This is a genomic window from Nocardiopsis sp. iso_238 (assembly GCF_056173325.1).
This window is the reverse complement of sequence record NZ_CM149668.1, coordinates 1,961,528-1,986,201: the sequence shown is the minus strand read 5'-3', so window position 1 is coordinate 1,986,201 and position 24,674 is coordinate 1,961,528. Positions and strand designations below refer to the sequence as shown.

Annotated in this window: 16 protein-coding genes; 7 read left to right on the top strand and 9 right to left on the bottom strand. The window is 72.8% G+C overall.

Features of this window, described 5'->3' with window-relative positions:
* Positions 1-135: 135 nt before the first annotated feature.
* Both AC0VYL_RS08850 and AC0VYL_RS08845 read right to left on the bottom strand, forming a co-directional pair.
* Positions 136-1,557 carry an LCP family protein gene (locus AC0VYL_RS08850; protein WP_475461101.1) on the bottom strand — a complete coding sequence of 474 codons (1,422 nt, stop codon included), beginning with the start codon at positions 1,555-1,557 and terminating at the stop codon, positions 136-138.
* Between the two features lie 227 nt (positions 1,558-1,784).
* Positions 1,785-2,291, bottom strand: coding sequence for an RDD family protein (locus tag AC0VYL_RS08845; RefSeq protein ID WP_475461098.1), 507 nt, complete (start codon positions 2,289-2,291; stop codon positions 1,785-1,787).
* Between the two features lie 329 nt (positions 2,292-2,620).
* Here AC0VYL_RS08845 and glnA point away from each other — a divergent pair, with 329 nt between their 5' ends.
* Positions 2,621-4,045, top strand: coding sequence for a type I glutamate--ammonia ligase (glnA, locus tag AC0VYL_RS08840; protein ID WP_475461095.1), 1,425 nt, complete (start codon positions 2,621-2,623; stop codon positions 4,043-4,045).
* Between the two features lie 112 nt (positions 4,046-4,157).
* Positions 4,158-7,259: a bifunctional [glutamine synthetase] adenylyltransferase/[glutamine synthetase]-adenylyl-L-tyrosine phosphorylase gene (locus tag AC0VYL_RS08835; RefSeq protein ID WP_475461092.1), complete on the top strand. Its 3,102-nt coding sequence runs from the start codon at positions 4,158-4,160 to the stop codon at positions 7,257-7,259.
* Here AC0VYL_RS08835 and AC0VYL_RS08830 read toward each other — a convergent pair.
* Positions 7,247-8,377 carry a sensor histidine kinase gene (locus AC0VYL_RS08830; protein WP_475482851.1) on the bottom strand — a complete coding sequence of 377 codons (1,131 nt, stop codon included), beginning with the start codon at positions 8,375-8,377 and terminating at the stop codon, positions 7,247-7,249. The genes AC0VYL_RS08835 and AC0VYL_RS08830 overlap by 13 nt on opposite strands.
* Positions 8,374-9,048, bottom strand: a complete 675-nt coding sequence (locus tag AC0VYL_RS08825; RefSeq protein WP_475461087.1) for a response regulator transcription factor — start codon at positions 9,046-9,048, stop codon at positions 8,374-8,376. Before AC0VYL_RS08825 ends, AC0VYL_RS08830 begins: the two co-directional genes overlap by 4 nt.
* Before the next feature lie 156 nt (positions 9,049-9,204).
* Here AC0VYL_RS08825 and AC0VYL_RS08820 point away from each other — a divergent pair, with 156 nt between their 5' ends.
* The gene (locus AC0VYL_RS08820; RefSeq protein ID WP_475482850.1) at positions 9,205-9,780 is read left to right on the top strand and encodes a M15 family metallopeptidase; all 576 of its coding nucleotides are present in this window, start codon (positions 9,205-9,207) and stop codon (positions 9,778-9,780) included.
* A 37-nt stretch (positions 9,781-9,817) separates the two neighbouring features.
* Here AC0VYL_RS08820 and AC0VYL_RS08815 read toward each other — a convergent pair whose 3' ends face one another.
* From AC0VYL_RS08815 to AC0VYL_RS08805, 3 genes are all read right to left on the bottom strand, one after another.
* Entirely contained in the window at positions 9,818-11,608 is a 1,791-nt protein-coding gene (locus AC0VYL_RS08815; RefSeq protein WP_475482849.1) for a carbohydrate-binding module family 20 domain-containing protein, read from the bottom strand.
* A 246-nt stretch (positions 11,609-11,854) separates the two neighbouring features.
* Positions 11,855-12,193, bottom strand: a complete 339-nt coding sequence (locus tag AC0VYL_RS08810; protein WP_475461081.1) for a hypothetical protein — start codon at positions 12,191-12,193, stop codon at positions 11,855-11,857.
* 79 nt (positions 12,194-12,272) lie between these two features.
* Positions 12,273-12,881 (bottom strand): hypothetical protein, encoded by a 609-nt coding sequence (locus tag AC0VYL_RS08805; protein ID WP_475482848.1) that lies wholly within the window; start codon positions 12,879-12,881, stop codon positions 12,273-12,275.
* Positions 12,882-13,173: 292 nt separating this feature from the next.
* Between AC0VYL_RS08805 and AC0VYL_RS08800 the strand changes: the two genes are divergently transcribed.
* The 4 genes from AC0VYL_RS08800 to AC0VYL_RS08785 all read left to right on the top strand — a co-directional run bounded on the left by AC0VYL_RS08800 (position 13,174) and on the right by AC0VYL_RS08785 (position 18,693).
* Positions 13,174-13,428: a hypothetical protein gene (locus AC0VYL_RS08800; protein WP_475482847.1), complete on the top strand. Its 255-nt coding sequence runs from the start codon at positions 13,174-13,176 to the stop codon at positions 13,426-13,428.
* Positions 13,428-16,475 (top strand): helix-turn-helix transcriptional regulator, encoded by a 3,048-nt coding sequence (locus AC0VYL_RS08795; RefSeq protein WP_475482846.1) that lies wholly within the window; start codon positions 13,428-13,430, stop codon positions 16,473-16,475. Before AC0VYL_RS08800 ends, AC0VYL_RS08795 begins: the two co-directional genes overlap by 1 nt.
* A 151-nt stretch (positions 16,476-16,626) precedes the next feature.
* Positions 16,627-17,988 carry a glutamine synthetase family protein gene (locus AC0VYL_RS08790; protein WP_184365415.1) on the top strand — a complete coding sequence of 454 codons (1,362 nt, stop codon included), beginning with the start codon at positions 16,627-16,629 and terminating at the stop codon, positions 17,986-17,988.
* A gap of 126 nt (positions 17,989-18,114) precedes the next feature.
* Positions 18,115-18,693, top strand: a complete 579-nt coding sequence (locus AC0VYL_RS08785; protein ID WP_475482845.1) for a rhodanese-like domain-containing protein — start codon at positions 18,115-18,117, stop codon at positions 18,691-18,693.
* 87 nt (positions 18,694-18,780) lie between these two features.
* Here the strand turns inward: AC0VYL_RS08785 and AC0VYL_RS08780 are convergent, their stop codons facing one another.
* On the bottom strand, positions 18,781-21,642 hold the full coding sequence (locus AC0VYL_RS08780) for a helix-turn-helix transcriptional regulator (protein WP_475482844.1): 2,862 nt from the start codon (positions 21,640-21,642) through the stop codon (positions 18,781-18,783).
* Between the two features lie 39 nt (positions 21,643-21,681).
* On the bottom strand, positions 21,682-24,651 hold the full coding sequence (locus tag AC0VYL_RS08775; protein WP_475482843.1) for a helix-turn-helix transcriptional regulator: 2,970 nt from the start codon (positions 24,649-24,651) through the stop codon (positions 21,682-21,684).
* Positions 24,652-24,674 lie beyond the last annotated feature (23 nt).

Below are 24,674 nucleotides of genomic sequence, written 5' to 3'. Positions count from 1 at the left end.
GGAACCAGTCACGGGGGGCTCCCCATGACTACTCGGACGTAACCCCCCGGATGGTACCGGAACGGTCTCGTTGTGTCAGACCCCGCTCACACGAACGGGGGCGTCCCCGGTGGGACGCCCCCGTCGGAACACGGACTAGCAGGCGCTTTCCTGCTTCTCGGCGGTGACGCCGCCGAGGTCGTCGGTGATGGACAGGTCGCTCTCGGAGGAGGAGCTTCCGAAGCCCTCCCAGTCCGACCCCGCGACCAGTTCGAGGGTCTGCTCCAGGCCCTCGGCCTCCTCGGTCTGCGCGTTGGTGAGACTGTCCGCCAGCAGCTTGGCCGCCGCCTCGTCGCCGGGACCGTGGTAGACGGTGGTGAGTTCGGGGACGCGCGCCTCGGGGTTGCCGACCCCCGTGACCACGAAGCCCTCCTGGACCAGGACGGCCTGGATCTCCAGGGCGAGGCCGTCGATCCCGGTGTTGTTGGCGATCTCGACCGAGACGTCGCCGGGCTCCACCGGGACGTCCTCGGCCTTCTCCTCGTCCTTCGCGTCGCCGTCGTCCCCTCCGCCCAGGTCCTGGCCGTTGTTGATGGCCTCGAACAGGGCCGGGGCCGCGTCGCTCATGATGATGCGGTTCTCGTCGGCCGGGTGGGCGCCGTTGGGGACCGTGACGAACTGGACGCGGTCCAGGTTGACCTCGCGCATGGAGATGGCGATGTCGGCCATGGTGTCCACGGTGAGCTCCTCGTCGGTGGTGATCGAGTCCGTGACCGCGCCGAGGAAGCGCGTGATGGTGACCGGGCTGGTCATCACCTCGCTGCTCAGGACCTCGCGGAGCATGGCGCCCATGAACTCCTGCTGGCGGTCGATCCGGGACAGGTCGCTGCCGTCGCCCTGCGAGTAGCGGGAGCGCACGAAGCCCAGGGAGTCCTCGCCGTTCAGCGTCTGCATACCGGCGTCCAGCACCAGGTGCGCCTTGGGGTCGTCCACCGGCTCGGGGATGCACATCTCCACCCCGCCGATGGCGTCCACCATGTCCTTGAAGCCGACGAAGTCCATCATCAGGAAGTGGTCCAGGTGGACGCCGGTGACCTGCTCCACCGCGTTCCACTGGCAGCCCACGCCACCGAAGGTCATGGCGGAGTTGATCATGCCCTGCTGGGCCTGCATGCCCTCGTACCCCTCCGTCGGCTCACAGGCGGGCAGGTCGACCATGAGGTCGCGGGGCAGGTTCACCAGGGTGGCCGCGCCGTTGTCCACGTTGACGCTCGCGATGAGCATCGTGTCCGGACGCTCCCCCTCGACCTCGCCGTACTCGGCGTTCTCCCCCGAGCGCACGTCCGAGCCGATGATGAGGATGTTCATGACACCCTCGACACTCGTGGGCCGGTCCCACTCGTCGGTGTCCACCTGGGCGGTGGTGATGTTGCCGATCAGGCCCTGGTACCAGCCGTAGCCGCCGAGGCTGGCGATGATGGCCAGCGCGGTCGCGACGCACGCGACCCACTGTCCGGCGGACAACCGGGCGGTGCTCAGGGCACCGGAGTTGCGAGGGGCGGAGCGTCTTCCAGCCATGCGAACCTTCGAGGGTGCGAGGAGACCTTGAGGGGGGCGGGTTCAGGGCAGCCGGGGCCGGTCCGGACGGCGCACCCACCGGTGGCGGGGCGTCGACGCGCGGTACACGGCCCGAGGTCGCGGGGGTCCCTGCGGGAAATGCCGTGAACGGATGCTAACAGCAGCTCGGTACGGGTGCGCACGCGTGTGCGCACGGCGTCCGGAGCGGGAGGACCGGGCGTGTCCGCTCAGTAGCGGGTGGCGACGGTCCCGGCGGCGCGGTCGTGCAGGCCCCGTGTGTCGCGGTCGTAGACCACGGCCGGGATCACCAGGCACAACAGCAGGGTGCGCACGGCCATGGAGGCGAACCAGGGCCAGCCGCGCTCACCGGTGGCGGTGATACCGACCCCGACGAGACGGCGTCCGATCGTCGTGCCGAACATCGTGAGCAGGAGGAGGTTCATCGCCGCGAACACCACCAGGGTGGACAGGGTGGTGAAGTTGGTCAGGGCGATGGCCTCGGGGTCGCCCCCGGCCGCCGCGGCGGCGGCCAGCTCCTGACCGATGAGGCCGAGGCTGAGCGCGACCCACACCAGCATCGCGGAGATGGCCCAGTCGAGTGCGAGGCCGACCAGGCGGCGCATGACCCCGGGCACCGACCCGCTGCCGCTCTCGGGCAGACCCAGCCGGTTGCCGCGGTAACGGAAGTCGTCATCGGAGACCGTGGGGGCGCCGCTCCGGCTCTTGTCGCTCATGTTTTTCACGTTATCCGCCCCGCGTCGCCCCCCGCGCGCGGGTCCGTGCGACCTCTGTGACGTGCGGACGGAGGGGACGTGGCGCGGGTCACTCCCGAGGGTCCCGACGCCCCGTTTTCGCCCCGAAACAGGCGGAATCACCGTTCCGGGACCACTGGTCGACGCGGGCGACCGGCTCCGTAACATGCAGGAAACAATAGAGACACGGCGTGGAAATCACGCGCTCTTAGCTTCGAAGACGAGGCCGGGAGACGGCGCGTGGTTCGACACGGCCGCGATGGTGCGGGCCGCGAACCCGCCGTCTCAGCTATCTGCACGGAGGTTCCGTTTTGTTCAGCAGCGTCGACGAGGTGCTCGCCTACATCCGAGACGAGGACGTCAGGTTCTTCGACGTCCGGTTCACGGACCTGTTCGGGGGCGTCCACCACGTTACCCTCCCGGTCGAGAACGTGGACGAGTCCACGTTCACCGACGGTCAGATGTTCGACGGTTCCTCGATCCGCGGCTTCCAGGCCATCCACGAGTCCGACATGCTGCTCCTGCCCGACCTGAGCACCGGTGTCCTGGACCCGTTCCGCAAGCACAAGACGCTGAACATGACGTTCTTCGTCCACGACCCGCTCACGCTGGAGTCGTACAGCCGCGACCCGCGCAACGTCGCCCGCAAGGCCGAGGCCTACCTCACCGGCTCGGGCGTGGCCGACACCGCCTTCTTCGGCCCCGAGGCCGAGTTCTACATCTTCGACGACGTCAAGTTCGAGACGCGTGCGAACACCGGCTACTACGAGATCGACTCGATCGAGGGCGCCTGGAACACCGGCTCCGCGATCGAGGGCGGCAACCGGGGCTACCGTCCCCGCTTCAAGGGCGGCTACTTCCCCGTCGAGCCGGTCGACCACTACAGCGACCTGCGCTCCGACATGGTGCGGGCCCTGATCGAGTCCGGCATCGAGGTGGAGCTCCAGCACCACGAGGTCGGCACCGCCGGCCAGGCCGAGATCGGCATCAAGTTCGGCACGCTGCTGGAGCAGGCCGACAAGGTCCAGCTGTACAAGTACATCGTGAAGAACGTGGCGAACGAGGCGGGCAAGACCGCGACGTTCATGCCGAAGCCGCTCTTCGGTGACAACGGCTCGGGCATGCACTGCCACCAGAGCCTGTGGAAGGACGGCGCGCCGCTGTTCTTCGACGAGGCCGGCTACGGCCAGCTCTCGGACACGGCCCGCCACTACATCGGCGGTCTGCTCAAGCACGCCTCGGCGCTGTTGGCCTTCACCAACCCGACGGTGAACTCCTTCCACCGCCTGGTGCCGGGCTACGAGGCCCCGATCAACCTGGTCTACAGCCAGCGGAACCGTTCGGCCTGCATCCGCCTGCCGCTCACCGGTTCCAACCCGAAGGCCAAGCGCATCGAGTTCCGGGTGCCGGACCCGTCGGCCAACCCCTACCTGGCCTTCTCCGCCATGCTGATGGCGGGCATGGACGGCATCAAGAACAAGATCGAGCCGCCGGAGCCGGTCGACAAGGACCTGTACGAGCTGCCCCCGGCCGAGGCCGCGGCGATCGAGACGGTCCCGGCGTCCCTGGAGGCCGCTCTGGAGGCCCTGGAGGCCGACCACGAGTTCCTGCTGGAGGGCGGGGTCTTCACCAAGGACCTCATCGAGACCTACATCGACTACAAGCGCACCGAGGAGATCGACTCCCTGCGCCTGCGCCCGCACCCGCGCGAGTTCGAGCTCTACTACGACATCTAGTCGCACCCCTCGGGGCCGGTATCCAGTTCGGGTACCGGCCCCGAGCCGGTTCCGGGGTCCGGATCCCCAGGACGGCTACCGTTGACGCGTGGCAAGGGACGGAAGAACCAACATGACAGCGGGCGCGCTCGCTCGACGCGGTTTCAGTGACAGCACCCGGGCCCTGCGGCTGGTGGAGGAGGCGGGGCTGGACGCCCTGGCCGACACCGAGGTGATCGGTGCCCTCGCGGCGGCGGCCGACCCGGACCAGGCGCTGCTGGGGCTCCTCCGGCTGCTGGAGGCCGCCCCGGACCCCGAGGAGGTGCGCGTCGCCCTTCGGGAGGAACGCGACCTGCGGACCCGGCTGTGCCGTGTCCTGGGGGTCAGCACGGCGCTGACCGACCATCTGGTGCGCCATCCCGGCGACTGGCGTGAGCTGCGCGGGGCCGACGCCGCGCGCACCCCGGACCGCGAGGAGCTGCGGCGGGGGCTGATGCACACCGTGGGGGCGAGCCCCGACGAGTCCGCTCCGGCGGCCGACCTCTCCCTGGGCCTGGGCGAGGACGGGGAACCCCCGGCCGTGCTGCGGCACACGCTGCGGGTGGCCTACCGGCGCCGGGTGCTGCGGCTGGCCGGTCGGGACCTGACCGGGGTGAACACCGTGGACGAGGTCGCCGCCGAGCTGGCCGACCTGGCGGCGGCGGTCCTGGACGCGGCACTGGCGGTGGCCCGGGCGGAGTCCCCGGAGGACGCCGCCCTGTGCCGTCTGAGCGTGATCGGCATGGGCAAGTGCGGTGGCCGCGAACTGAACTACGTCAGCGACGTGGACGTGGTGTTCGTGGCCGAGCCCGCCACCGACGCCGACGGAGTGCCCGCCGACGACCAGGAGGCGCAGCGCGCCGCCACCCGGCTGGCGACCGCGATGATGCGCGTTCCGGCGGAGACCGACGCGGAGGGCACCCTGTGGGAGGTGGACCCGGCACTGCGGCCGGAGGGCCGCAACGGTCCGCTGGTGCGGCCGCTCGCGGGGCACCTGGCGTACTACGAGCGCTGGGCCAAGACCTGGGAGTTCCAGGCGCTGCTCAAGGCCCGGCCGATCGCCGGTGACGAGGAACTGGGACGCCGGTACGCGGAGGCCATCGCGCCGCTGGTGTGGGAGGCCTCCGGCCGCAAGGACTTCGTGGAGGACGTGCAGGCCATGCGCCGCCGGGTGGTGGCGCACATCCCCGCCGGGCAGGCCGAGCACGAACTGAAGCTGGGCCCCGGAGGGCTGCGCGACATCGAGTTCTCCGTGCAGCTGCTCCAGCTGGTGCACGGGCGTTCGGACGAGCGGTTGAGGTCGGGCAACACCCTCCAGGCCCTCTCCGCGCTGTCGGAGTACGGCTACGTGGGGCGGCGGGACGCGGCGGGGCTGTCCGACGCCTACCGCTTCCTGCGGCGGGTGGAGCACCTGTTGCAGCTGGAGCGGCTGCGCCGGACCCACCTGATGCCCGACCCCCGGTCCCCTGACGGCCCGTCGCGGCTGCGGCAGCTGGGCCGGGCCCTGGGGTTCACCTCCGACTCGGTGCGGGAGCTGACCGGCGCCCGCAAGCGGGTGTCGGCGGAGGTGCGCCGTCTGCACGAGAAGCTCTTCTACCGTCCGCTGCTGAACGCGGTGGCCGCCCTGCCCGAGGACGAGATCCGGCTCTCCGCCGACCAGGCCGTGGAGCGCCTGGGGGCGCTGGGGTTCGTGGACCCGCGCGGGGCGCTGCGCCACCTGGAGTCGTTGACGTCGGGGCTGTCCCGGCGGGCGGCCATCCAGCGCACGCTGTTGCCGGTGATGCTGGGGTGGTTCGCGGACTCGCCCGACCCGGACGCGGGACTCCTCGGGTTCCGGCAGGTCAGCGATGCCCTGGGCACCACGCCCTGGTACCTGCGGCTGCTGCGGGACGACGTCCGGGTGGCCGAGCGGATGGCGTGGCTGCTGGGGACCAGCCGGTACGTGACCGAGCTGCTGCTGCGGGCCCCCGAGGCGGTGGCCATGCTGGGCGACGACGCCGACCTCCGGCGGCGCGAGAGGAGGTCGCTGATGGCCGAGGCCGACGCGGCCCTGCGCCGCTACGACACCCCGGAGGAGGCGGTGTCGGCGGTGCGGGCGCTGCGCCGCCGGGAGCTGCTGCGCACGGCCGCCGCCGACCTCCTGGGGGTGTCCTCGGTCGAGGAGGTGGGGCGGGCGCTCACCGGGATCGCGGAGGTGACCGTCGACGCCGCCCTGCGCGCGGCCTACACCAAGGTGATCTCCGAGTCCGGCGGCGAGGTGCTGACCCGGGTGTGCGTGGTGGCGATGGGCCGGTTCGGCGGTGGTGAGCTGACCTACGCCAGCGACGCCGACGTGATGTACGTGCACGACCCCCTGCCGGACGTGGACACGGGCGCCGCCACCAAGCAGGCCATGGCGATCGTGCGGGAGTTGGCCCGGCTGCTGGAGATGCCGCAGGCGGAGCCGCCGCTGAAGGTCGACACGGACCTGCGGCCCGAGGGCCGCAGCGGGCCCGTCGTGCGCACGCTGGACTCCTACGCCGCCTACTACGGACGCTGGTCCCAGGTGTGGGAGAGCCAGGCCCTGCTGCGGGCGCGACCGATCGCCGGGGACGTGGAGCTGCGTTCGGCGTTCGTCGCGCTGATCGACCCGATCCGCTACCCCGACGGAGGCGTCTCCCCCGCGTCCGTGCTGGAGATCCGCAAGCTCAAGGCACGGATGGAGGCCGAGCGGCTGCCGCGCGGGGCGGACCCGACCCTGCACACGAAGCTGGGCCGGGGCGGGCTGTCGGACGTGGAGTGGGTGGCGCAGCTGGTGCAGCTGCGCCACGCGCACGAGTTCCCGGACCTGCGCACTCCGCAGACGCTGCCCGCGCTGGCGGTGGCGGTGGCGCACGGGTTCCTGTCCGCCGACGACGGCGTGGTGCTGGAGCGGTCCTGGCGGCTGGCCTCGCGGGTGCGCGGCATGGTGATGCTGGTGCGCGGCCGGGGCGGTGACTCGATCCCGCACGACCTGCGGGTGCGCGCGGCACTGGCCCAGGCCATGGGGTACGGCGACGACGACGCGGTCGACACGGACGGCGAGGGGACCGAGGAGGACGGCGCGGTGGCGGAGGGCCCCGAGCCCGAGGGTCCGGCCGAGCAGCTGACCGAGTCCTACCTGCGGACCACCCGGAGGGCGCGCGCGGTGATGGAACGCGCCTTCTACGACGACTGAGGGGCGCCCCGGGCGGGGAGCGTGACCGTGACCGTGAGCCCTCCGCCCTGGTCGGCCCCGCGCGGGCGCAGGTCCAGGGTGCCACCGTGGACCTGCGCGACCCGGGCCACCAGTGCCAGGCCCAGCCCGTGTCCCTGGCCGGCGCCGACCCGTCCCGCGCCCCGCAGGAAGGGCTCGCGCAGGCGGGCGGCGGCCTCCCTGGTGTACACGGGGCCGGTGTTCTCGACCCGCAGGACGGCGCCGCCGGTGCTCGGGTCGCGGCCGGTGGTGACGAGGGCGGTGGCCGCCCCCGGCTCTCGGAGGTTGTGCCGCAGGGCGTTGCGCACCAGGTTCTCGGTGAGCTGGGTGAGCAGCGCGGTGTCACCGACCGCCGGGGCCGGGGAGAGCGCGTCGTCCAGGCGCACCCCCGCACGCCGTGCCTCCTCGGTGCTCTCGGCCACCACGCCCCGCGCGATGGCGGCGAGGTCGGCGGGCTCGGACACGGCGGTGACGGCGTTGGCGTCGGCCAGCCGCAGCAGCGCCTCGGTGAGGGCGATCGCCCGGGCGTTGGTGAGGTCCAGCCGTTCGAGGAGGCGCGGGTAGTCCTGTCCCTCGGGATCGCGCCGGGCCACGTCCAGGAGGGTCGCGTTGACCGCCAGCGGGGTGCGGAGTTCGTGGGAGGCGTTGGCGGCGAACCGCTCCTGGGCCTCGAAGGCGTCCTGGAGGCGGTCCAGCATGTGGTCGAAGGCGTCGGCCAGCTGGCGGAACTCGTCGTTGCGGCCGGAGAGTCCGACCCGGTGCCCGAGCCGCCCGGTCGCCGCGACGAGGACGGCGTCGTTGATCCGGTTCAGGGGGCGCAGCACCCATCCGGCCAGGTACCAGCCGCCGACCAGGCCGATCACCGCCAGCACCAGCAGGACGCCCCCGGAGACACGGACGACGGCCTCCAGGATCTGCGGGCGGGCCGCGATGGGCTGTCCGAGGTCGCTGGGGTTGGCGGCGGTCAGCGGGTAGTTGGGCACGTAGCGCAGCACCACGTACACCCCGGCCAGCACGGCCAGGCCCGCCACGACCAGGAACCCGGCGTAGCCCAGGGTGAGGCGCAGGCGGGCGCTGACCCGTACCTGCCCGCCGTTCACCGGCCCTCCCCGGGGACCACCAGGCGGTAGCCCACGCCGGGGACGGTCACGATGGGGTCCGGCTCCCCCAGGGCCCTGCGCAGCTGGGACACCGTGACCCGGGGCGCGCTGGTGAAGGGGTCGGCGTGCTCGTCCCAGACCTTCTCCAGGAGGGTCTCCGCGCTGACCGCTCCCCCGTCCGCCCGCATGAGCAGTTCGAGGACGGCGAACTGCTTGCGGGGCAGCCGGAGGTAGCGGCCGGAACGGTGGGCCTCCCGGCGGTAGGGGTCCAGGCGCAGGTCGCCCCGCTCCAGCACCGGCTGGACCGTGGCGGCGGGCCGCCTGGCCAGCGCGCGCAGGCGCATGACCAGCTCCTCCACCGCGAACGGCTTGGTGAGGTAGTCGTCGGCGCCCAGGGAGAAGCCGTCCACCTTGTCCCGGAGCCGGGCGGCGGCGGTGAGCATGAGCACCCGGGTGCCGGGGTGGTCGCGGGCGACGACCGCGCACACCTGGTCGCCGTGGGTCCCGGGGAGGTCCCGGTCGAGGACGACCACGTCGTAGTCGTTGACCCCGATGCGCTCCAGCGCCGCGTCACCGTCCAGGGCGACGTCCGCCGCGATGGCCTCGTGGCGCAGCCCCGCCTGGAGGGCCTCGGCCATGAAGACCTCGTCCTCGACCACCAGCACGCGCATGCGCTTCCCCCGTCACTCGGTCGACGACCCAGTCTAGGCAGGGGAGGTGTTGCGAAAGTGTTGGCTCGTCGGCACACATCCGCGCAACACCGCCCCTGGTGACCTGGGGCCTTCGGTGCCGGACACGGGGTCCGGTCCACGGAGGAGGGACGTCCCATGCGCTGTCGACCGACCGTTCTGGCCACCGCCGTCGCCGCGGCGGTCCTGACCCTGGCGGGGTGCGCGACAGCGGGGGCGAGCGACGGCGGGAAGTCGGGGACCGGCCTCCCGGTGACCCGGCTGACCCCGCTGGGCGACGACGACGGGTTCGTCCCCGAGGGCGAGGGTCTGGACCCCGCCGAGGACGTGCCCGCGCTGTCCGGGCTCGACCCGGACCTGTTGGCGGCGGTGCGGGAGGCCGCAGGGGCGGCGCTGGAGGAGGACGGAATCGAGGTGCTGGTGACCAGCGGATGGCGCAGCGAGCGCTACCAGCGGTTCCTGCTGGAGTCGGCCGTGGGGGTGTACGGGAGCGAGGAGGAGGCGGCCCGGTGGGTGGCCTCCCCCGAGGACTCCTCGCATGTCACGGGTGCGGCGGTGGACGTGGGCCGGACCGACGCCGCGTACTGGTTCGCCCAGCACGGGGCGCGGTTCGGGCTCTGCCAGACCTACGCCAACGAGGTGTGGCACTACGAGCTCACGGTGGAGCCGGGCGGGACCTGCCCGGCGCCGAAGGAGGACGCCTCGGCGGGCTGAGCCGGACCGGGCGCCCTCGCAAGGGCGCCCGGTGGACTCAGCGCTGGCCCCAGGTGACGGCGGTGGCCGGGCCGACCCGGTTGGCGCCGGGTTCCCAGTCCGCGCCGTCCGGGGACACCCGGACCAGCTTCCACTCGGTGTCGGGGCCGAGGGTGACACGGCCGGACCACTGCGGGTAGGTGGAGGCGTCGGTGCTCAGCGGGGCGCCGTCCGCCGGGTTCCACGACCCCAGTTCGGGGGTGGAGCCGACCACGAACACCTCCTGGCCGGGCCGGGTCTCGACGGTCGCGGTCAGGGTGTCGGGCTCGCCCGGCTCACCCGGCTCGCCGCCGCAGTCCCGTTCGCACTCGCCGCCCACGTGCAGCGCCAGGGCGCCGTCGGCGGGGACGGTCGCGCTGACCCGGCCAGCGGAGACCGTGGCGGTGCCGGGGCCGGAGGCGTTGTCGTACTCGCCGTCCGGGAGCGAGGTCGGGGCGGTCAGGGCCCAGTCTCCGCCCGAGGCGTTGAAGGCGGCGAACCCGGCCGCGCCCCGGTCGAAGGCCACGCGGGAGGACCCGTCGCGGGCCCGTTCGGTCAGGCCGGTGTCCCCCACCGCGGACCGGAAGGCCACCATGCCGCTGACGGCCTCGTTCCGGTGCTCGCAGACCCACGCCGCGCCGGAGCAGTCGCTGTCCTCGGTGCTCCACCCGGCGGGGTTGCCGTCCTCGCCCGCGCTGGGCGGGCCCTCGCTCACGTTGCCCTCGAAGTCGTAGCTGGACATCACCACGGGGGTGCCGTAGGGGTGGGCGAGCATGAACGCGGTGGCGAGATAGTAGCGGTCGCCGTCCACGTACGTGAGGGTCGGCTCGTAGCGCTGGGTGTCGTGGTTGTCGACGAAGACCACGGCCTCGTCCGAGGTGAGGCCGCCGTGGTCGGGCATGTCGGTGAGACCGGCGATGTCGCCGTTGGCGAAGCCCGAGGCGACGGAGCGCTTGTAGTCGAAGTTGGTGACCTGGCCGTAGGGCGTGTAGGCGGTGTAGGGGATCGTCTGGTCGCCGTAGACCTCGTGGAACACCCGGGGGGCGCCGCCGAACCCGGGGACGTCGTCCAGGGCCCCGATGATGGCGCCCATGTCGTCCTCGGGGACGTGCTTGGAGGCGTCCACCCGGAAGCCGCCGACCCCCATGGCCACCAGTCCGTTCAGGTACCGGACGATCTGGTCACGGACGTGCGGGGAGCCGGTGTCCAGGTCGGCCAGGTCGAGGAGCTGACAGTTCTGCACCTCGTCCTTGTCGTTCCAGTTCTCGATGGTGTCGTAGCAGGGACCGAAGTCACCGTGGGAGTAGGCGGCCGTGCCGTCCCCGAACAGGTCGGGGTACTCGTAGCGCTGCCACTCGGTCCCGGCACTGCCGGTGCTGGTGCCCTCGGCCGGTCCGGTCATGTGGTTGACGACGGCGTCCACGTAGATCCGGACGCCGTTGTCGGCGCACGTGGAGACCATCGCCTGGAAGTCCTCGGCGGTGCCGCGCCGGGTGTTGTCGATCCGATAGGAGACCGGCTGGTAGTCCTGCCACCAGGGGTGGTTGCCGCCCTCGGAGAAGGGGACGACCACGTGTTCCTGCGGCGGGGAGACCTGGACGCCGCCGTACCCGGCGGGGCCGAGGAAGTCGGCGCACTCGGCGGCGACGGAGTCCCAGTTCCACTGGAAGAGGTGGACGATCGTGTCGTCGTTGGCGTTCTGCGCGGAGACGGGTGCGGCGTCCTGGGTGGCGGCCTGGCCGGGTACCGCCAGCAGGGCGGCTCCCATCAGGGCCGCTCCGGCGAGGGCGCCGACGCGGGGTGTTCTCATGTGCGCTCCTTGGGGGGAGGTGCCGCATCCTCTTGCAGTTTGCGCAAGAGTTTGCGTTGAGGTGACGAAGGTAACAGACCGACCTCACCCTGTGAACACCGCGTGAACACCGGATCACGCGGAAATACGGCCCTGATCTGGCCGAAAGGGGCTGCAAGATTTTCCAGACGAAAAAAGCCGGTGGCGGTCCGGAGCACTCCGGACCGCCACCGGCGGCAGACCCGTGCGGGCGGGTCGGGCGGGCGGCTACCAGAAGACCGCCACACCGATGTTGACGATGGCCAGGACCCCGGCGATGATCGCCAGGTTCTTCGCGGGCTTGCGCAGGTTGAGCACACCGACGACCACGACGCCCAGGGCGATCACGAGCTTCACGCCGATCTTGACGTGGTTGAGGTCGGCGGTGTCGGCCATCTCGGCCACACCGACCAGCAGCAGACCCGTGACGAACTGGAGCAGGGCGCTGTGCAGCAGCACCTTGGTCGCCTTGACGTTGTCGGTCATCAGCTGCATGAGGAAACCGGCGATGATCCCGGCCAGGCCGATCATGTGCAGGAACACGAGCGCGGAGTAAAGGAAGTCCATGGCCGTAGACTACTACGCGTTGTAGTTGAAGCCCTCGTCTTTCTGACGCCATGACGTAACAAATCAGACACCCGGCCGGTCAGGTGCCGCGCGAGGCGCCCCACTGCCGCCAGAGCAGCCACACCAGCCCCATCAGTACCCCCACCCCCAGCGCGCGGACCAGACCCTCCCGGTCCACTGCCTCCCCCACCTTCGAGAGCACCGTGCGCTCCCCGACCAGCAGGGTGTCGCTCGCACAGGCCACGGGATCGGCGTCCCGGTCCAACAGCAGGCAGGCCGTGCTCACCACCCGCTCACCCGGCTCGGCGTCCTCCGGCACCCGGACCCGGACGGTGTAGGCGGCCTCCCCGTCCCTGGGCAGGTCCACCCTCCAGTTGGCCACGCCCTCCTCCAGGACCCCGCCCTGGCCGACCTCCCGCACCTCCAGGGGTTCGGGCACGTGCTGGGCGAGCAGCCCCTCCTCGACCTCCCCGGCTCCGCCGTTGACCACGGTGGCCCGGTAGACGACCTCCTCGCCGGGGAGCGGCGGCTGGTCCACCCCGGACAGGGACAGCCCCACCGTGTCCCCACCGCCGTCAGCCGAGGCCGGGGACGCGCACAGCCCGGCCAGGGCCAGCCCCGCGACCACCCCTGCGGCCCTTCGCCCGAACGCGCCCCGCCGGTCGGTCCCGCAAGCGACCCGAGTCATCCCACGCCTCCTGAGCATCGCTGAAGGGCCGACCAGGCAGCCTCCGGGAGGAGACGACCGGCCCCCCACACACTTGCCCGGCTCAGGGCTCCCGAGTCAAGGAAATGCCGGGGCGTTTGGTGAATCGGCCGTGGTCAGGCGGCGCTTAGGGCGGATTGCGCCCGTCTTAGGACGCGAGGGTCCGAAGACGGTGGGGAACCGCTGAATCCTCCCGATGCGCCGGGTCCGTTCTTAGTCGGATCGTGGAGGTCACCGGGGCGGAACACGGGTCCTCCCCGCAGCCGGGGAGACCGTGCTCCGCGTCCCGCCGCCCCAGGACGGCCACCAGCTGTCCGAGCGGGCCGCCCGCCCCAGAGCCGAACAGGCCCTGACCATCAGCAGAGGAACCACCATGACCTTCGAGGATCTGCGCTCCGCCACCGCCCACGCGATCCGTGACGAACGCCTGCGCCGGGCCGAGCTCAGCCGCCGCACCCGCCTCCAACAGGCCGAGGCCCGGGCCCGCGCCAAGGAGGACCGGAAGCCGCCGCGACCACGGCGAGCATAATGAGGGGTATGCCCCTGTTCTCCGATACCAGTCCGCTCTTCGTGGGACGCCGGGACCACCTCCGGCTCCTGGCCGAGCAGGCCGACCGCGTACGCGTCGGACCGCCGGAGACGCTGCTGGTCGGCGGGGACGCGGGGGTCGGCAAGAGCCGTCTGGTCTCCGAGTTCGCCGCCACCCGGCCCGCCGGGACGGTGTTCGTCGGGGCCTGCCTGCAACTCGGCGTGGACGGTCTGTCCTACGCCCCCTTCACCGCCGTACTCCGCCAGGTCCTGCGCGAACGGGGACGCTCCCCGTTCGACGCGGCCGCGCCGGGCGGGGTCGGTGAGTTCGCCCGGCTCCTCCCCGAGCTGGGCGAACCCGCCTCGGACCGCCGGGAGAATCGGGGCATCCTCTTCGAGCAGGTGCTGCGCCTGTTCGAACAGGTGGCCGGGGAGGCGGGGGTCACCGTCGTCCTGGAGGACCTGCACTGGGCGGACGGCGCCACCCGGGACCTGTTGGTCTTCCTCGCCCGCAACCTCTCCCGACCCGGAACCCAGTTCGTCGCCACCTACCGGAGTGACGACCTGCACCGCGCGCACCCGCTGCGGCGGCTCCTGCCCCAGCTCGAACGCCTGCCGGGCGTGGGCCGGATCGTGCTGGAGCCGTTCACCCGGGAGGAGGTGGGCGCCCAGGCCGCGGCGATCCGGGGCGAGGAACTGGAGCACGACGCCCTGGACACGCTCTTCCGGCGCAGCGAGGGCGTCCCGTTGTTCGTGGAGGCCCTGGCCGCGGCCGAGACCTGCCCCTCCGACGACGACCCGGACCTGCCCGACCACTTCCGCGACCTCCTCCTGGAGCCGGTGCGCCGCTTCGACGAGGGCACGCTCTCGGTCCTGCGCGTGGCGGCGGTGGGGGCCGTGGCCGACGGCATCGAGCACGAGGTGCTGCACCACGCGGCGGGGCTGCCCGAGCACGAGTTGGAGGCCGCCCTGCACGTCCTGGTGGACTCCAACGTGCTGCGGCCCGGGCGCACCGGCTACCGGTTCCGGCACGCGCTGCTGCGCGACGCGGTACACGACGAGATCCTGCCCGGGCCGCACTCCCGGCTGCACCTGCGCTTCGCCCAGCTCATCGACGAGTACCCGGACGCCGTCCCCGAGGACCGCCGCGCCGCCGAGCAGGCCCACCACTACCACGCCGCGCAGGACCTGCCCCGGGCCATGGAGGCCGCCTGGCGGGCCGCCGTCCAGGCCAGCAAGACCCTCGCCTTCGACGAACGCCTGGGCATGCTGGACCGCGTCCTGGCCCTGTGGGACCGGGTCCCCGGCCCCAGCGACCGGGTCGAGGGGCACAGCTGGGCGGAGGTGGTGAGCCGGGCGGCGGGCGCGGCGCTCTCGGCCAACCGCAACCGGCGTGCGCTGGAGCTCGTCGACGCGGCGCTGGCGACCCTGGACGAGGACGCCGACGACGACGGGACCCTCACGGCGCGGGCGGTCCTGCTGCGCCAGCGGGGCCAGGCCCGCTCCTCCCACGTGCGCAACGGCGGCATCGACGACCTGGTCCGGGCCCTGGAACTGCACCCGCCGCACATGCCGGGATACAGCCAGCTCCTGGCCATCCTGGCCCGGGAGGGCGCCATGCTGCGCGAGGACCGGAACCCGACCCCCGAACGGAGGATCCTCCAGGAGCTGAACGACACCGGCCGCGGCTCCAGCACGTTGGCCGAGTTGGCGATCGACGCGGCCGACACCGACAGCCTCTCCGACCGGTGCGCGGCCGCCGACGCCCGGATCACGTTGGGCGGGGTCCGCATGCGGGACGGTGACGTCGAACACGGGCGCCCGCTGGTGGAACGGGGCATGGCGGAGGCCATCGAGCTGCGCGAGCCCTACATGGAGGCGCGCGGAGCCGGGAACCTGGCCCACTTCCTGCGTGAGCTCGGCCACCACGAGGAGGGCCTGCGCGTGCTGGAGGAGTCGCTGGCCCGGCACGAGGCGCTGGGCTGGGCGCCCTACCACCGGTCCTTCCACCACCAGAACCGCGCCGAGATCCTCTTCGAGACCGGAGAGCTGCGGCAGAGCCGCGAGGTCCACCGGCGCCACCTGACCGGGGGTCAGGGGGACGACAAGCACCGGCACTACGTCCGGGCGGTGGAGGCACGGGCCGCGGCGGCGATGGGCGACGCGGTCGCGGCGCGGGCCGAGGCCGGGTCCAGCGGCGACCGCTCCATGCTGGACGCGTACCGGACGGACGTCGTGCAGCTGCGCACCACGGGGATGCTGGACGCCGCCCTGGCCGAGGGTGACCTCGCCGAGGCGCTGTCCCTCTCCCGGGACGTCCTGGAGCAGGCGGCCCTGGAGTGCTCTCCGGGGTACACGTGGCCGCTGCTGGAGCAGATGGCCGAGGCCGCGCGCCTGGGAGCGGAGCGGGCACGCGGAGGTGCGGGGTTCGGGGAGGCGGTCCGGTTCGTGGGCGGGACGGTCGGCACCATCGCGGGGAGGCTCCCTCGCAACGGCCTGGTCCGACCGGCGTACGCGGCGACCGTACGGGCCCAGCTCACCGAGGCCGAGGGGGCCGAGCCCCCGACCCTGGCCGCGTCGTGGGCCGCCGCCGTGGCGGCCTGGGAGTCCACTCCCCTGCGGGTGTACCTCGCCCGGACCCGGCTGCGCGAGGCCGAGGCCCGCGTCGCGGCCGGGGAACGGGCGCGTGCGGTGGAGCTGACCCGCCTGGTGCACGGGACGGCCGTCGAGTGTGGTGCGTCACCTCTGACACGCGCGGCCGAGGACCTGGCGCGCCGCCTCGGGGCGGGGCTCTCCGGCGGGTCCGTGCCGCCTCCCGCGCCCGCCGGCCTCACCGCCCGGGAGACGGAGGTCCTGCGGCTCCTGGCCTCGGGCGCGACCAACGCGGCGATCGCCGCTGCGCTGCACATCAGCCCCAAGACCGCGAGCGTGCACGTGTCCAACATCCTGGGCAAGCTCGGAGTGCCCAACCGCGCCACGGCGGGGGCGCGCGCCCGGGAACTCGGTCTGGCCCAGGCCGTCCCGAACCTCCTGGTTCAGCGGTCATAATGCCTGTGCGGGGAGGTCCGGGCAGGCTGGTCGGCGTGTGCGGAAATACCCCGGAAATATCCGCACGGCAGACTGGACCCGGGAGATCGTTCCCGGCACGGCTCACGTGCGCGGACCGGGCCGGGACCGACCGGCATCGAGGAGGGTAATCGTGAATCGACAGCAGGAATTCGTGCTCCGCACGTTGGAGGAGCGCGACATCCGGTTCGTGAGGCTGTGGTTCACCGACGTGCTCGGGTACCTCAAGTCCGTGGCGGTGGCACCCGCCGAGCTGGAGGCCGCCTTCTCCGAGGGCATCGGGTTCGACGGCTCGGCCATCGAGGGCTTCGCCCGGGTCTACGAGGCCGACATGCTCGCCCAGCCCGACCCCTCCACGTTCCAGGTGCTGCCCTGGCGCAACGAGCCGCACGGCACCGCGCGCATGTACTGCGACATCCTCATGCCCGACGGTTCGCCGTCCCCGGCGGACCCCAGGCACGTGCTCAAGCGCCAGCTCGGGAAGGCCTCCGACCTCGGGTTCACCTTCTACACGCACCCCGAGATCGAGTTCTACCTCCTGAAGAAGTTCCCGGAGCACGGCGAGTTCCCCGAGCCCAACGACTCGGGCGGGTACTTCGACCACACGCCGCACAACAGCGCGCACGACTTCCGGCGCAACGCGATCAACATGCTGGAGGCCATGGGCATCTCGGTGGAGTTCAGCCACCACGAGGGCGGACCGGGCCAGCAGGAGATCGACCTGCGCTACGCGGACGCGCTCACCACCGCCGACAACATCATGACCTTCCGTCTGGTGATGAAGGAGGTGGCCATGGAGCAGGGCGTGTACGCCACCTTCATGCCCAAGCCCTTCACCCAGTACCCGGGGTCGGGCATGCACACCCACCTGTCGCTCTTCGAGGGTGACCGCAACGCCTTCTACGAGCCCGGCGCCGAGTACCAGCTCTCCAAGGTCGGGCGCGGGTTCATAGCCGGGCTGCTGCGCCACGCCGACGAGATCGCGGCCGTCACCAACCAGTGGGTGAACTCGTACAAGCGCATCTGGGACGACCCGGCCGCCTCGGCGGGGATGGGCGGCGAGGCTCCGGCCTACATCTGCTGGGGGCACAACAACCGCTCGGCGCTGGTCCGCGTGCCGATGTACAAGCCGGGCAAGTCGAACTCCAGCCGGATCGAGATCCGCTCGCTGGACAGCTCCGCCAACCCGTACCTGGCCTACGCGGTGATCCTGGCCGCCGGGCTGAAGGGGATCGAGGAGGGCTACGAGCTGCCGCCCGGAGCCGAGGACGACGTCTGGGCCCTCACCGACTCCGAGCGCCGGGCGCTGGGCATCAAGCCGCTCCCCCAGAGCCTGGACGAGGCGCTGCGCCTGATGGAGAACAGCGAGCTGGTCGCGGAGACGCTGGGCGAGCACGTCTTCGACTTCTTCCTGCGCAACAAGAAGGCGGAGTGGAACTCCTACCGCCGCCAGGTGACCCCGTACGAGCTCCAGAGGTACCTGCCGACGCTCTGACCAGCACAGGACTCCGTATCGGGGGGTATTCCCGGAATCCGTGACAAGCACGTCACATACCCCGGGGGGTAGAATTCCTACCAAAGTCGTGGACTACCCCTTCTCCCCTTCTGGAGTCAGACACACATGAGCGAGTCCGTCGACGCGGCGACCGTCAGAGCCCGGATCGACAGCGGGTCCACCCCGCTCCTTGTGGACGTGCGCACCCCGGCCGAGTTCGAGGGTGCGCACGTCCCCGGAGCGGTCAACCTCCCGCTGGGCGAGCTCGACCACCACGCCGGGCGGGTGGCCCGGGACGCCTCCGAGCAGATCGTCCTGGTGTGCCGGACCGGGTCCCGTGCCGAGCAGGCGCGGCGGCGGCTGGCAGCGGCGGGGCTGGACGACGCCGTGGTGCTGGCCGGGGGTATGGACGCCTGGGCGGAGGCCGACGGCCCCGCCGTGCACGGCCCGCAGCGGTGGGCCCTGGACCGCCAGGTGCGCCTCGTCTCGGGTTCGATCGTGCTGGTCGCGGCGCTGCTGAGCCTGTGGTGGACCCCCGCCGTGTTCCTGGCCGCGTTGGTCGGCGCCGGGCTGGCCCTCGCCGGGATCACCGACACGTGCGCCATGGCCCGCCTGCTCGCGCGGCTCCCCCACAACCGGCCGAGCGAACGCGTGGACGTCGAGGCCTCGCTGTCCCGGATCAGCAGGGCGGGCTCCCGGGCCTGACCGGCTCGCCCCCGGCCCGGGGGCGCCTGGCGGTCGGGTCCGTCGGGTCGGTTCCGGGCCGTCGGGGGCCGAGCCGACCGGGCCGGGTCAGAGCAGGCCGAGCTCCCGGGCACGCGCCACCGCCGCCGTGCGGTTGGTCGCCCCCAGCTTCCCCATCGCGTTGCTCAGGTGCACGCTCACGGTCTTGCCCGAGATGAACAACGCCTCCCCCACCTCCCGGTTGCTCGACCCCCGCGCCACCTCCACCAGCACCTCCACCTCACGCGGAGTCAGACCAGCGGGCCGGGCCGTGGTGCCGGGCCGATCGAGCGCCGCGCGCATCTCCTCCACCAACCGGCGGACCGTGTGCACGTCGAACGCGTCCAGCACGGACTCGGTCAGGCGCAGCAGATCCCGGGCGCGATCGGCGTCGCCCGTCTCGTGCGCCGCCCAGAAGGCCCCGAACAGGCACTCCGCCCGGCTCAGGCCCAGGGTCCGCTCGGCCAGCGGCAGGGCCCGGTCCCAGTGTTCCAGCGCCCGTGCCGGGTCCTCCTCCATGAAGCCCAGGCTGACGTGCCGGGTCAGCATCGCCGCCGGGGCGACCGGCCAGTCCTCCCGCTCCAGCACCGCCCTCAGCTTCCCCGCCAGCTCCTCGGCCGTCTCCCGGTCCCCTGCCCCGGCACGGCGCCGCAGCCGCCACACCACCATCGCCATCGTGGACAGACCGCTGGCGCTGAACCTGACCTGGGAGAGCATGCCGATCCCGCGTTCCCCCTCGTGGATCGTCCGGGCCGCCTCCGCCCAACGCTCGCCCGGTCCGAAGAGCAGGAGCAGCACGCGCGTGTAGTAGTGCGGCATGTACTCCACCCGGGTGGCGGTCTCCCGGGGCAGCAGCCGGGTGAACTCCTCCAGCGCGCGTTCGCTGGTCTCCCAGTCGCCCTCCAGAGCGGCCAGCTGGGCGATGAGGGTCTGGCGCCTCCCCCCGGCCAGGTTCTCCCCCGCCGGGACTCCGCCCAGTCGTTCCCGGGCCTCGTCCAGGCGTCCCAGGTTCAGGAGCGCGATGACCAGCCCGTTGACCAGGCCGGCCCGGTCGCTGCGGGCCAGTCCCAACTCGGCGCTGCGCTCCAGTGCCTCCTGGGCGCACGCCCACGACTCCCGCGCCTCGAACCGCCGGCCGTGGTTGCTGCCGAGGTTGTTCAGTCCGCGCATCTCCACCTGCACGTAGCCCCGATCACGAGCGATCCGGACCCCCTCGCGCAACATCTCCAGGGCCTCCTCCGACCCCGTGTGGTCGAGCAGGGCTCCCAGCGTGACGAGTGCGTCGGCCTCGCTGGCCCGGTCACCGCAGGCGCGCGCCTCCTCGATGGCCACGCGGGCGGCCCGCTCAGCGTCGGCGTCGCTGCCCCGCATCATGAGGACCGTGGCGGTCGTGGCGCTCACCACGGCCCGCTCCGGGTGGTCCGCCGGGACCAGCGCGGCGGCGGCGCGCAGGTCGTCGAGCGCCTCGATCCGCCCCAGTTCCTTGTAGGACAGGCCCCGCGTGACCAGGAGGCGGGCGACCAGTTCGGGTTCGGTTCCGGGGTCGAGGTCGGACAGGGCCTCGCTGGCGTGCTGGACCGACCGGTGCAGCGCACCCGCGACCTGCGCAGCCCGGCACACCGTGAGCAGGAAGTCCCCGTGGGAGAGTCCGAGCAGGTCGGCGGCGTCGGGCACCATCTCCCACAGTTCCAGGACGCGTTCCAGCAGCGCCAGGTACTCGGGGTGGGCACTCGCGGCGCTGGCGTGCCCGGCCGTCTCCCACGCCGCGACGAGTGCCCTCGGATGGTCGTGTGCCGCGTAGGCGTGGTGGGCCAGCTGGGCGACCGACTCGGCGCGGGACAGCCCCGGCACACCGCCCTCCAGCACGGTCGCGTAGCGGCGGTGGGCGCGCACCCGCTGGCCGGGCAGCAGGTCGCCCTTGACCGCCTCGGCCAACAGCGCGTGCCGGAACACGTACCCGGTGTCCGTGGCACTGAGCAGCCGGGCGTCGACCGCCTCGCGCAGCGCCTCGTCGAGGTCGTCCTCGCCCACTCCGGAGGCCTCGGCCACCTCCGCGAGCAGCCCGTGGTCGACCCGGTCCCCGGCCACCGAGGCCAGACCGAGGACCCTTCGGGTGGTGGCGGCCAGGGGTTCCACCCGACGCATCAGCAGTTCGCGCGGGCCGTCGGGGACACCGCCGCCCTCGGGTGCCGCGAGGAAGGACTCCACGAAGAGGGGGTTGCCGCCGCTGCGTTCCAGGAGGAGGTCCAGGGCGTCGGGGTCCGGCACCGATCCGCTCAGCGCGGCGGCCTGCGCGGCGACGGCCTCCCGTGTGAGCGGCGCGAGGTCGAGCCGGGTGACCCGGGGCAGCCGTTCGAGTTCGGACAGGGCGCGGCGCAGGGGGTGGGTGCGGTGCAGGTCGTCGGAGCGCACCGAGACCACCAGGTGCACCGGTGCGGCGCCGAGGTTGCGCAACAGGAAGACGAGCAGGTCGCGGGTGGAGGCGTCGGCCCAGTGCAGGTCCTCGACCACCAGGCTGAGCCCGGCCGGGTCCGCCCGCTCCTCCAGGAAGGTCAGCACCGCCTCGAACAGCCGGGCGCGGTCGTGGTCGTCGGTGCCGGACCGCGCGGTGGGGGCCGCACCCCGACCGGGCAGGAGACGCGTGAGTTCGCTCCCGGCGGCCGGTGCCGGTCCGCCCTCCCGGACCAGCTGGCGCAGGAGCGCGGTGAAGGGGGCGAAGGCGATGCCCTCGGCGCCCAGTTCCAGGCAGGCGCCCAGGGCGCGGTTCCCCAGTGGAGTGTGCTCCAGGTACTCCTCCAGGAGCCGCGACTTGCCGATCCCGGCGTCACCGCAGAGCAGGACCGTCCTGGCCCCCTCGGCGCTGGTCCGTGCGGCGTCGGAGAGGAGGTGGTCGACCTGCAGCTGGCGGCCGACGAAGACGGAGGAGGACATACGCCCCAGTATGCCCGGGTCGCGCGGGGCCGGTCCGGGTCAGAGCAGTCCGAGCTCCCGGGCCCGCGCCACGGCGGCGGTGCGGTTGGCCGCTCCCAGCTTCCCCATCGCGTTACTCAGGTGCACACTCACCGTCTTGCCCGAGATGAACAGCGCCTCCCCCACCTCCCGGTTACTCAGCCCCCGCGCCACCTCCAGCAGAACCTCCACCTCACGCGGCGTCAGTCCGGCGGGCGCCGACGCGGGCCCCGTGACGGGCCCGGCGGGGAGCGCGGCCCGTTCCGGCGCGGGGCCGGTGGCGGCGTGTCCGTCGGGGTCGGGCAGGGCGTGGCGGGCCCGCAGGGCGCGGGTCTGCCTCTCGAACAGGGCAATGCCCCGCCGGACCGCCAGGCGGTGGACCGTGTCGATGTGCCCGGCGGCGCGGTCGCGGTGCCCCGCCCGCAGGGCCGCCTGCGCCGCCGCCAACCGGTACTCGGCTCCGACGACGACATGGCCGGTGGGCTCGACCGCCCCCAACGACGCCTCGAACAGTGCCAGGGACTCCTCGGGATCCAGGGCCAGCCAGGCCTCGGCGGCCAGCCGGGTCGCGTGGGAGTCGGAGTGCTCGGCGGCGGTCGGCTGGTCGTCCAGGAGCTCGCGGATCTCACTGGCCAGGCGGCGCGCCTCCTCTCCGGGTTCCTCCGCCAGGCGGGCCGCGACCGAGGCGTGCCAGACCACGATGGACCGGTAGAGGCTGTGGGCGAGGGCGGTCGTGGAGCGTTCCTTCGCGGCCCTGAGGAGCAGGTCCCGGGTCATCCGTCCGGCGTCCACCAGGCGCCCCTCGTGTATGGCCAGCTGTTGGCGGACCCCGTGCACCGGAAGGTGCTCCACCGGGGAGCTCACCCGTTCGGGCAGCACGCGGTGGAACTCGTCGATGGTGGCGCGCAGCGCGTCCGGCCGCCAGCGGTACAGCTCCAGGTGCATGCGCAGGGTGAGCGCCCGCGCCCACGTCACCCCGCTGTCCGTGACCCCGGTCAACAGCTCCTCGCTCTCGGAGAACCGTCCCTGGTGGAACCGGGTGGCCGCCAGCCCGAAGGCGAACGCTCCACCCTGGGTCCGGGTCAGCCCGAGCTCACGGCAGCGTCGCATCCCCTCCTGGGAGACCCGGGCGCTCTCCTCCAGCCGGTTGCGGTTCTTGAGGTGGCCGCTGAGGTTGACCAGCCCCCGGATCTCGACCGGCACGTCACCGATCTCCCGCGCCAGACCGATTCCCTCTTCGAACAGCTCCAGTCCCTCGTCGGCGTCGAGGGGGTCGCTGAGGCTGCCGAGGGTGATGAGCGCGTCCGCCTCGCTCCGTCGGTCGCCGCGCTCGCGCGCGCGGTTGAGGACCCGACGGGCCATCCTGCCCGCCTGGTCCAGGTGGCCGCGCATCATCAGGGTGGCGGCCAGGGTCGCGCCGACCGCCGTGTCGTCGGGGTGGTCGTGGGCGAGCAGCATGAGGGCGTCGGCCAGGTCCTCCAGCGCGCCGTCGCGGCCCATCTCCTTGAGGGCGCGTCCCCGGGCGTGCCGCAGCCGGGAGGCGCGTTCGAAGCTCTCCCTGCGGGCCCCGAGGGGGTCGTGGAAGCCCGTGATCCCGAGTTCCTCCAGCCCCTCGGTGGCGTAGCCGACCGCGCGACGCAGCGAACCGGCGACCAGGGAGACCTCGGCGGCCCGGACCAGGACCTGGTCCCGGGGCACCCCGACGCGTTCGGCCGCGTCGGGCACCTGGTCCCACAGTTCCAGGACGCGTTCGATCAGCCCCAGGTGCTCGGGGTAGGCGTCCACGGCGGCGGCGTGGTCGGCCGCCCGCCAGGCGGCCGAGAGGGCGAGCGGGTGGTCGTGCGCGCGGTGCGCGTGGTGGGCGAGCTGGAGCTCCCGCTCGCGCTCGGGCATCCGCTCCACGCCCTCCTGGAGCGCCTCGGCGTAGCGGCGGTGCGCGCGCACGCGTTCACCCGGCATGAGGTCGGTGTGCACCGCCTCCGCCAGCAGGGCGTGCCGGAACGCGTAGCCGTCCGCCGTCGAGCGCAGGATCCGGGCGTCGACGGCCGGGCGAAGGGCTGCGTCGAGTTCCTCCTCGGAGATCCCGGCGCGGCGGGCCACACCGGCCAGGAGGGTGTGCCGGACCCGGGTCCCGGCGGTGGCGACCAGTCCGAGGACGCGGCGGGTGGGTTCGGGCAGGGGTTCGACTGCGGAGAGCAGCAGGTCCCGGGGCCCGTCCGGGAGGGGCGCCCCGGCGGGGTCGTGGCCGGTGGCGAGGAACGACTCCACGAAGAGCGGGTTGCCCCCGCTGCGCTCGAACAGCAGGTCGAGGTCGGCGGGGTCGAGTTCCCGGCCGCGGAGGGCGGTGGCCTGGGCGCCGACCTCGTCCCGGGAGAGCGGTTCCAGGTCCAGGCGGCCGACCCCGGGCAGGCGTTCGAGCTCGGGGAGCAGGCCGCGCAGCGGGTGGGTGCGGTGCAGGTCGTCGGTGCGCACGCTGATGAGCAGGTGCACCGGTGCGGCGCCGAGGTTGCGCAACAGGAAGACGAGCAGGTCGCGGGTGGAGGCGTCGGCCCAGTGCAGGTCCTCGACCACCAGTGTGAGACCGGCCGGTGCGGCGCGCTCCTCCAGGAAGGTGAGGACCGCCTCGAACAGGCGTGCGCGGCTCTCGCCGACGGCCCCTGGGACGCCCCCGAGTTCGGGGAGGAGGCGGCCGAGGTCACCGGTGGGGTCCGCGGCGGGGCCGCCGGAGCGCACGAGTTCGCGCAGGAGGGCGGTGAAGGGGGCGAAGGGAACGCCCTCCGCGCCCAGTTCCAGGCAGCCGCCCACGGCGGCGGGGGTGTCGGGGAGTCGCCGCAGGTGCTCGGTGATCAGGCGGGACTTGCCGACCCCTGCGCCGCCGCGGACCAGCACGGTGCGGGCGCCCTCGGGGACGGTGCGGCGGGCGTCCGCCGCGAGCAGGGACAGGTGGTGGTGGCGACCGACGAAGACGGGGGAGGATTCGTGGACCTGCATGGTGCCCAGTATGGCCGCCGACC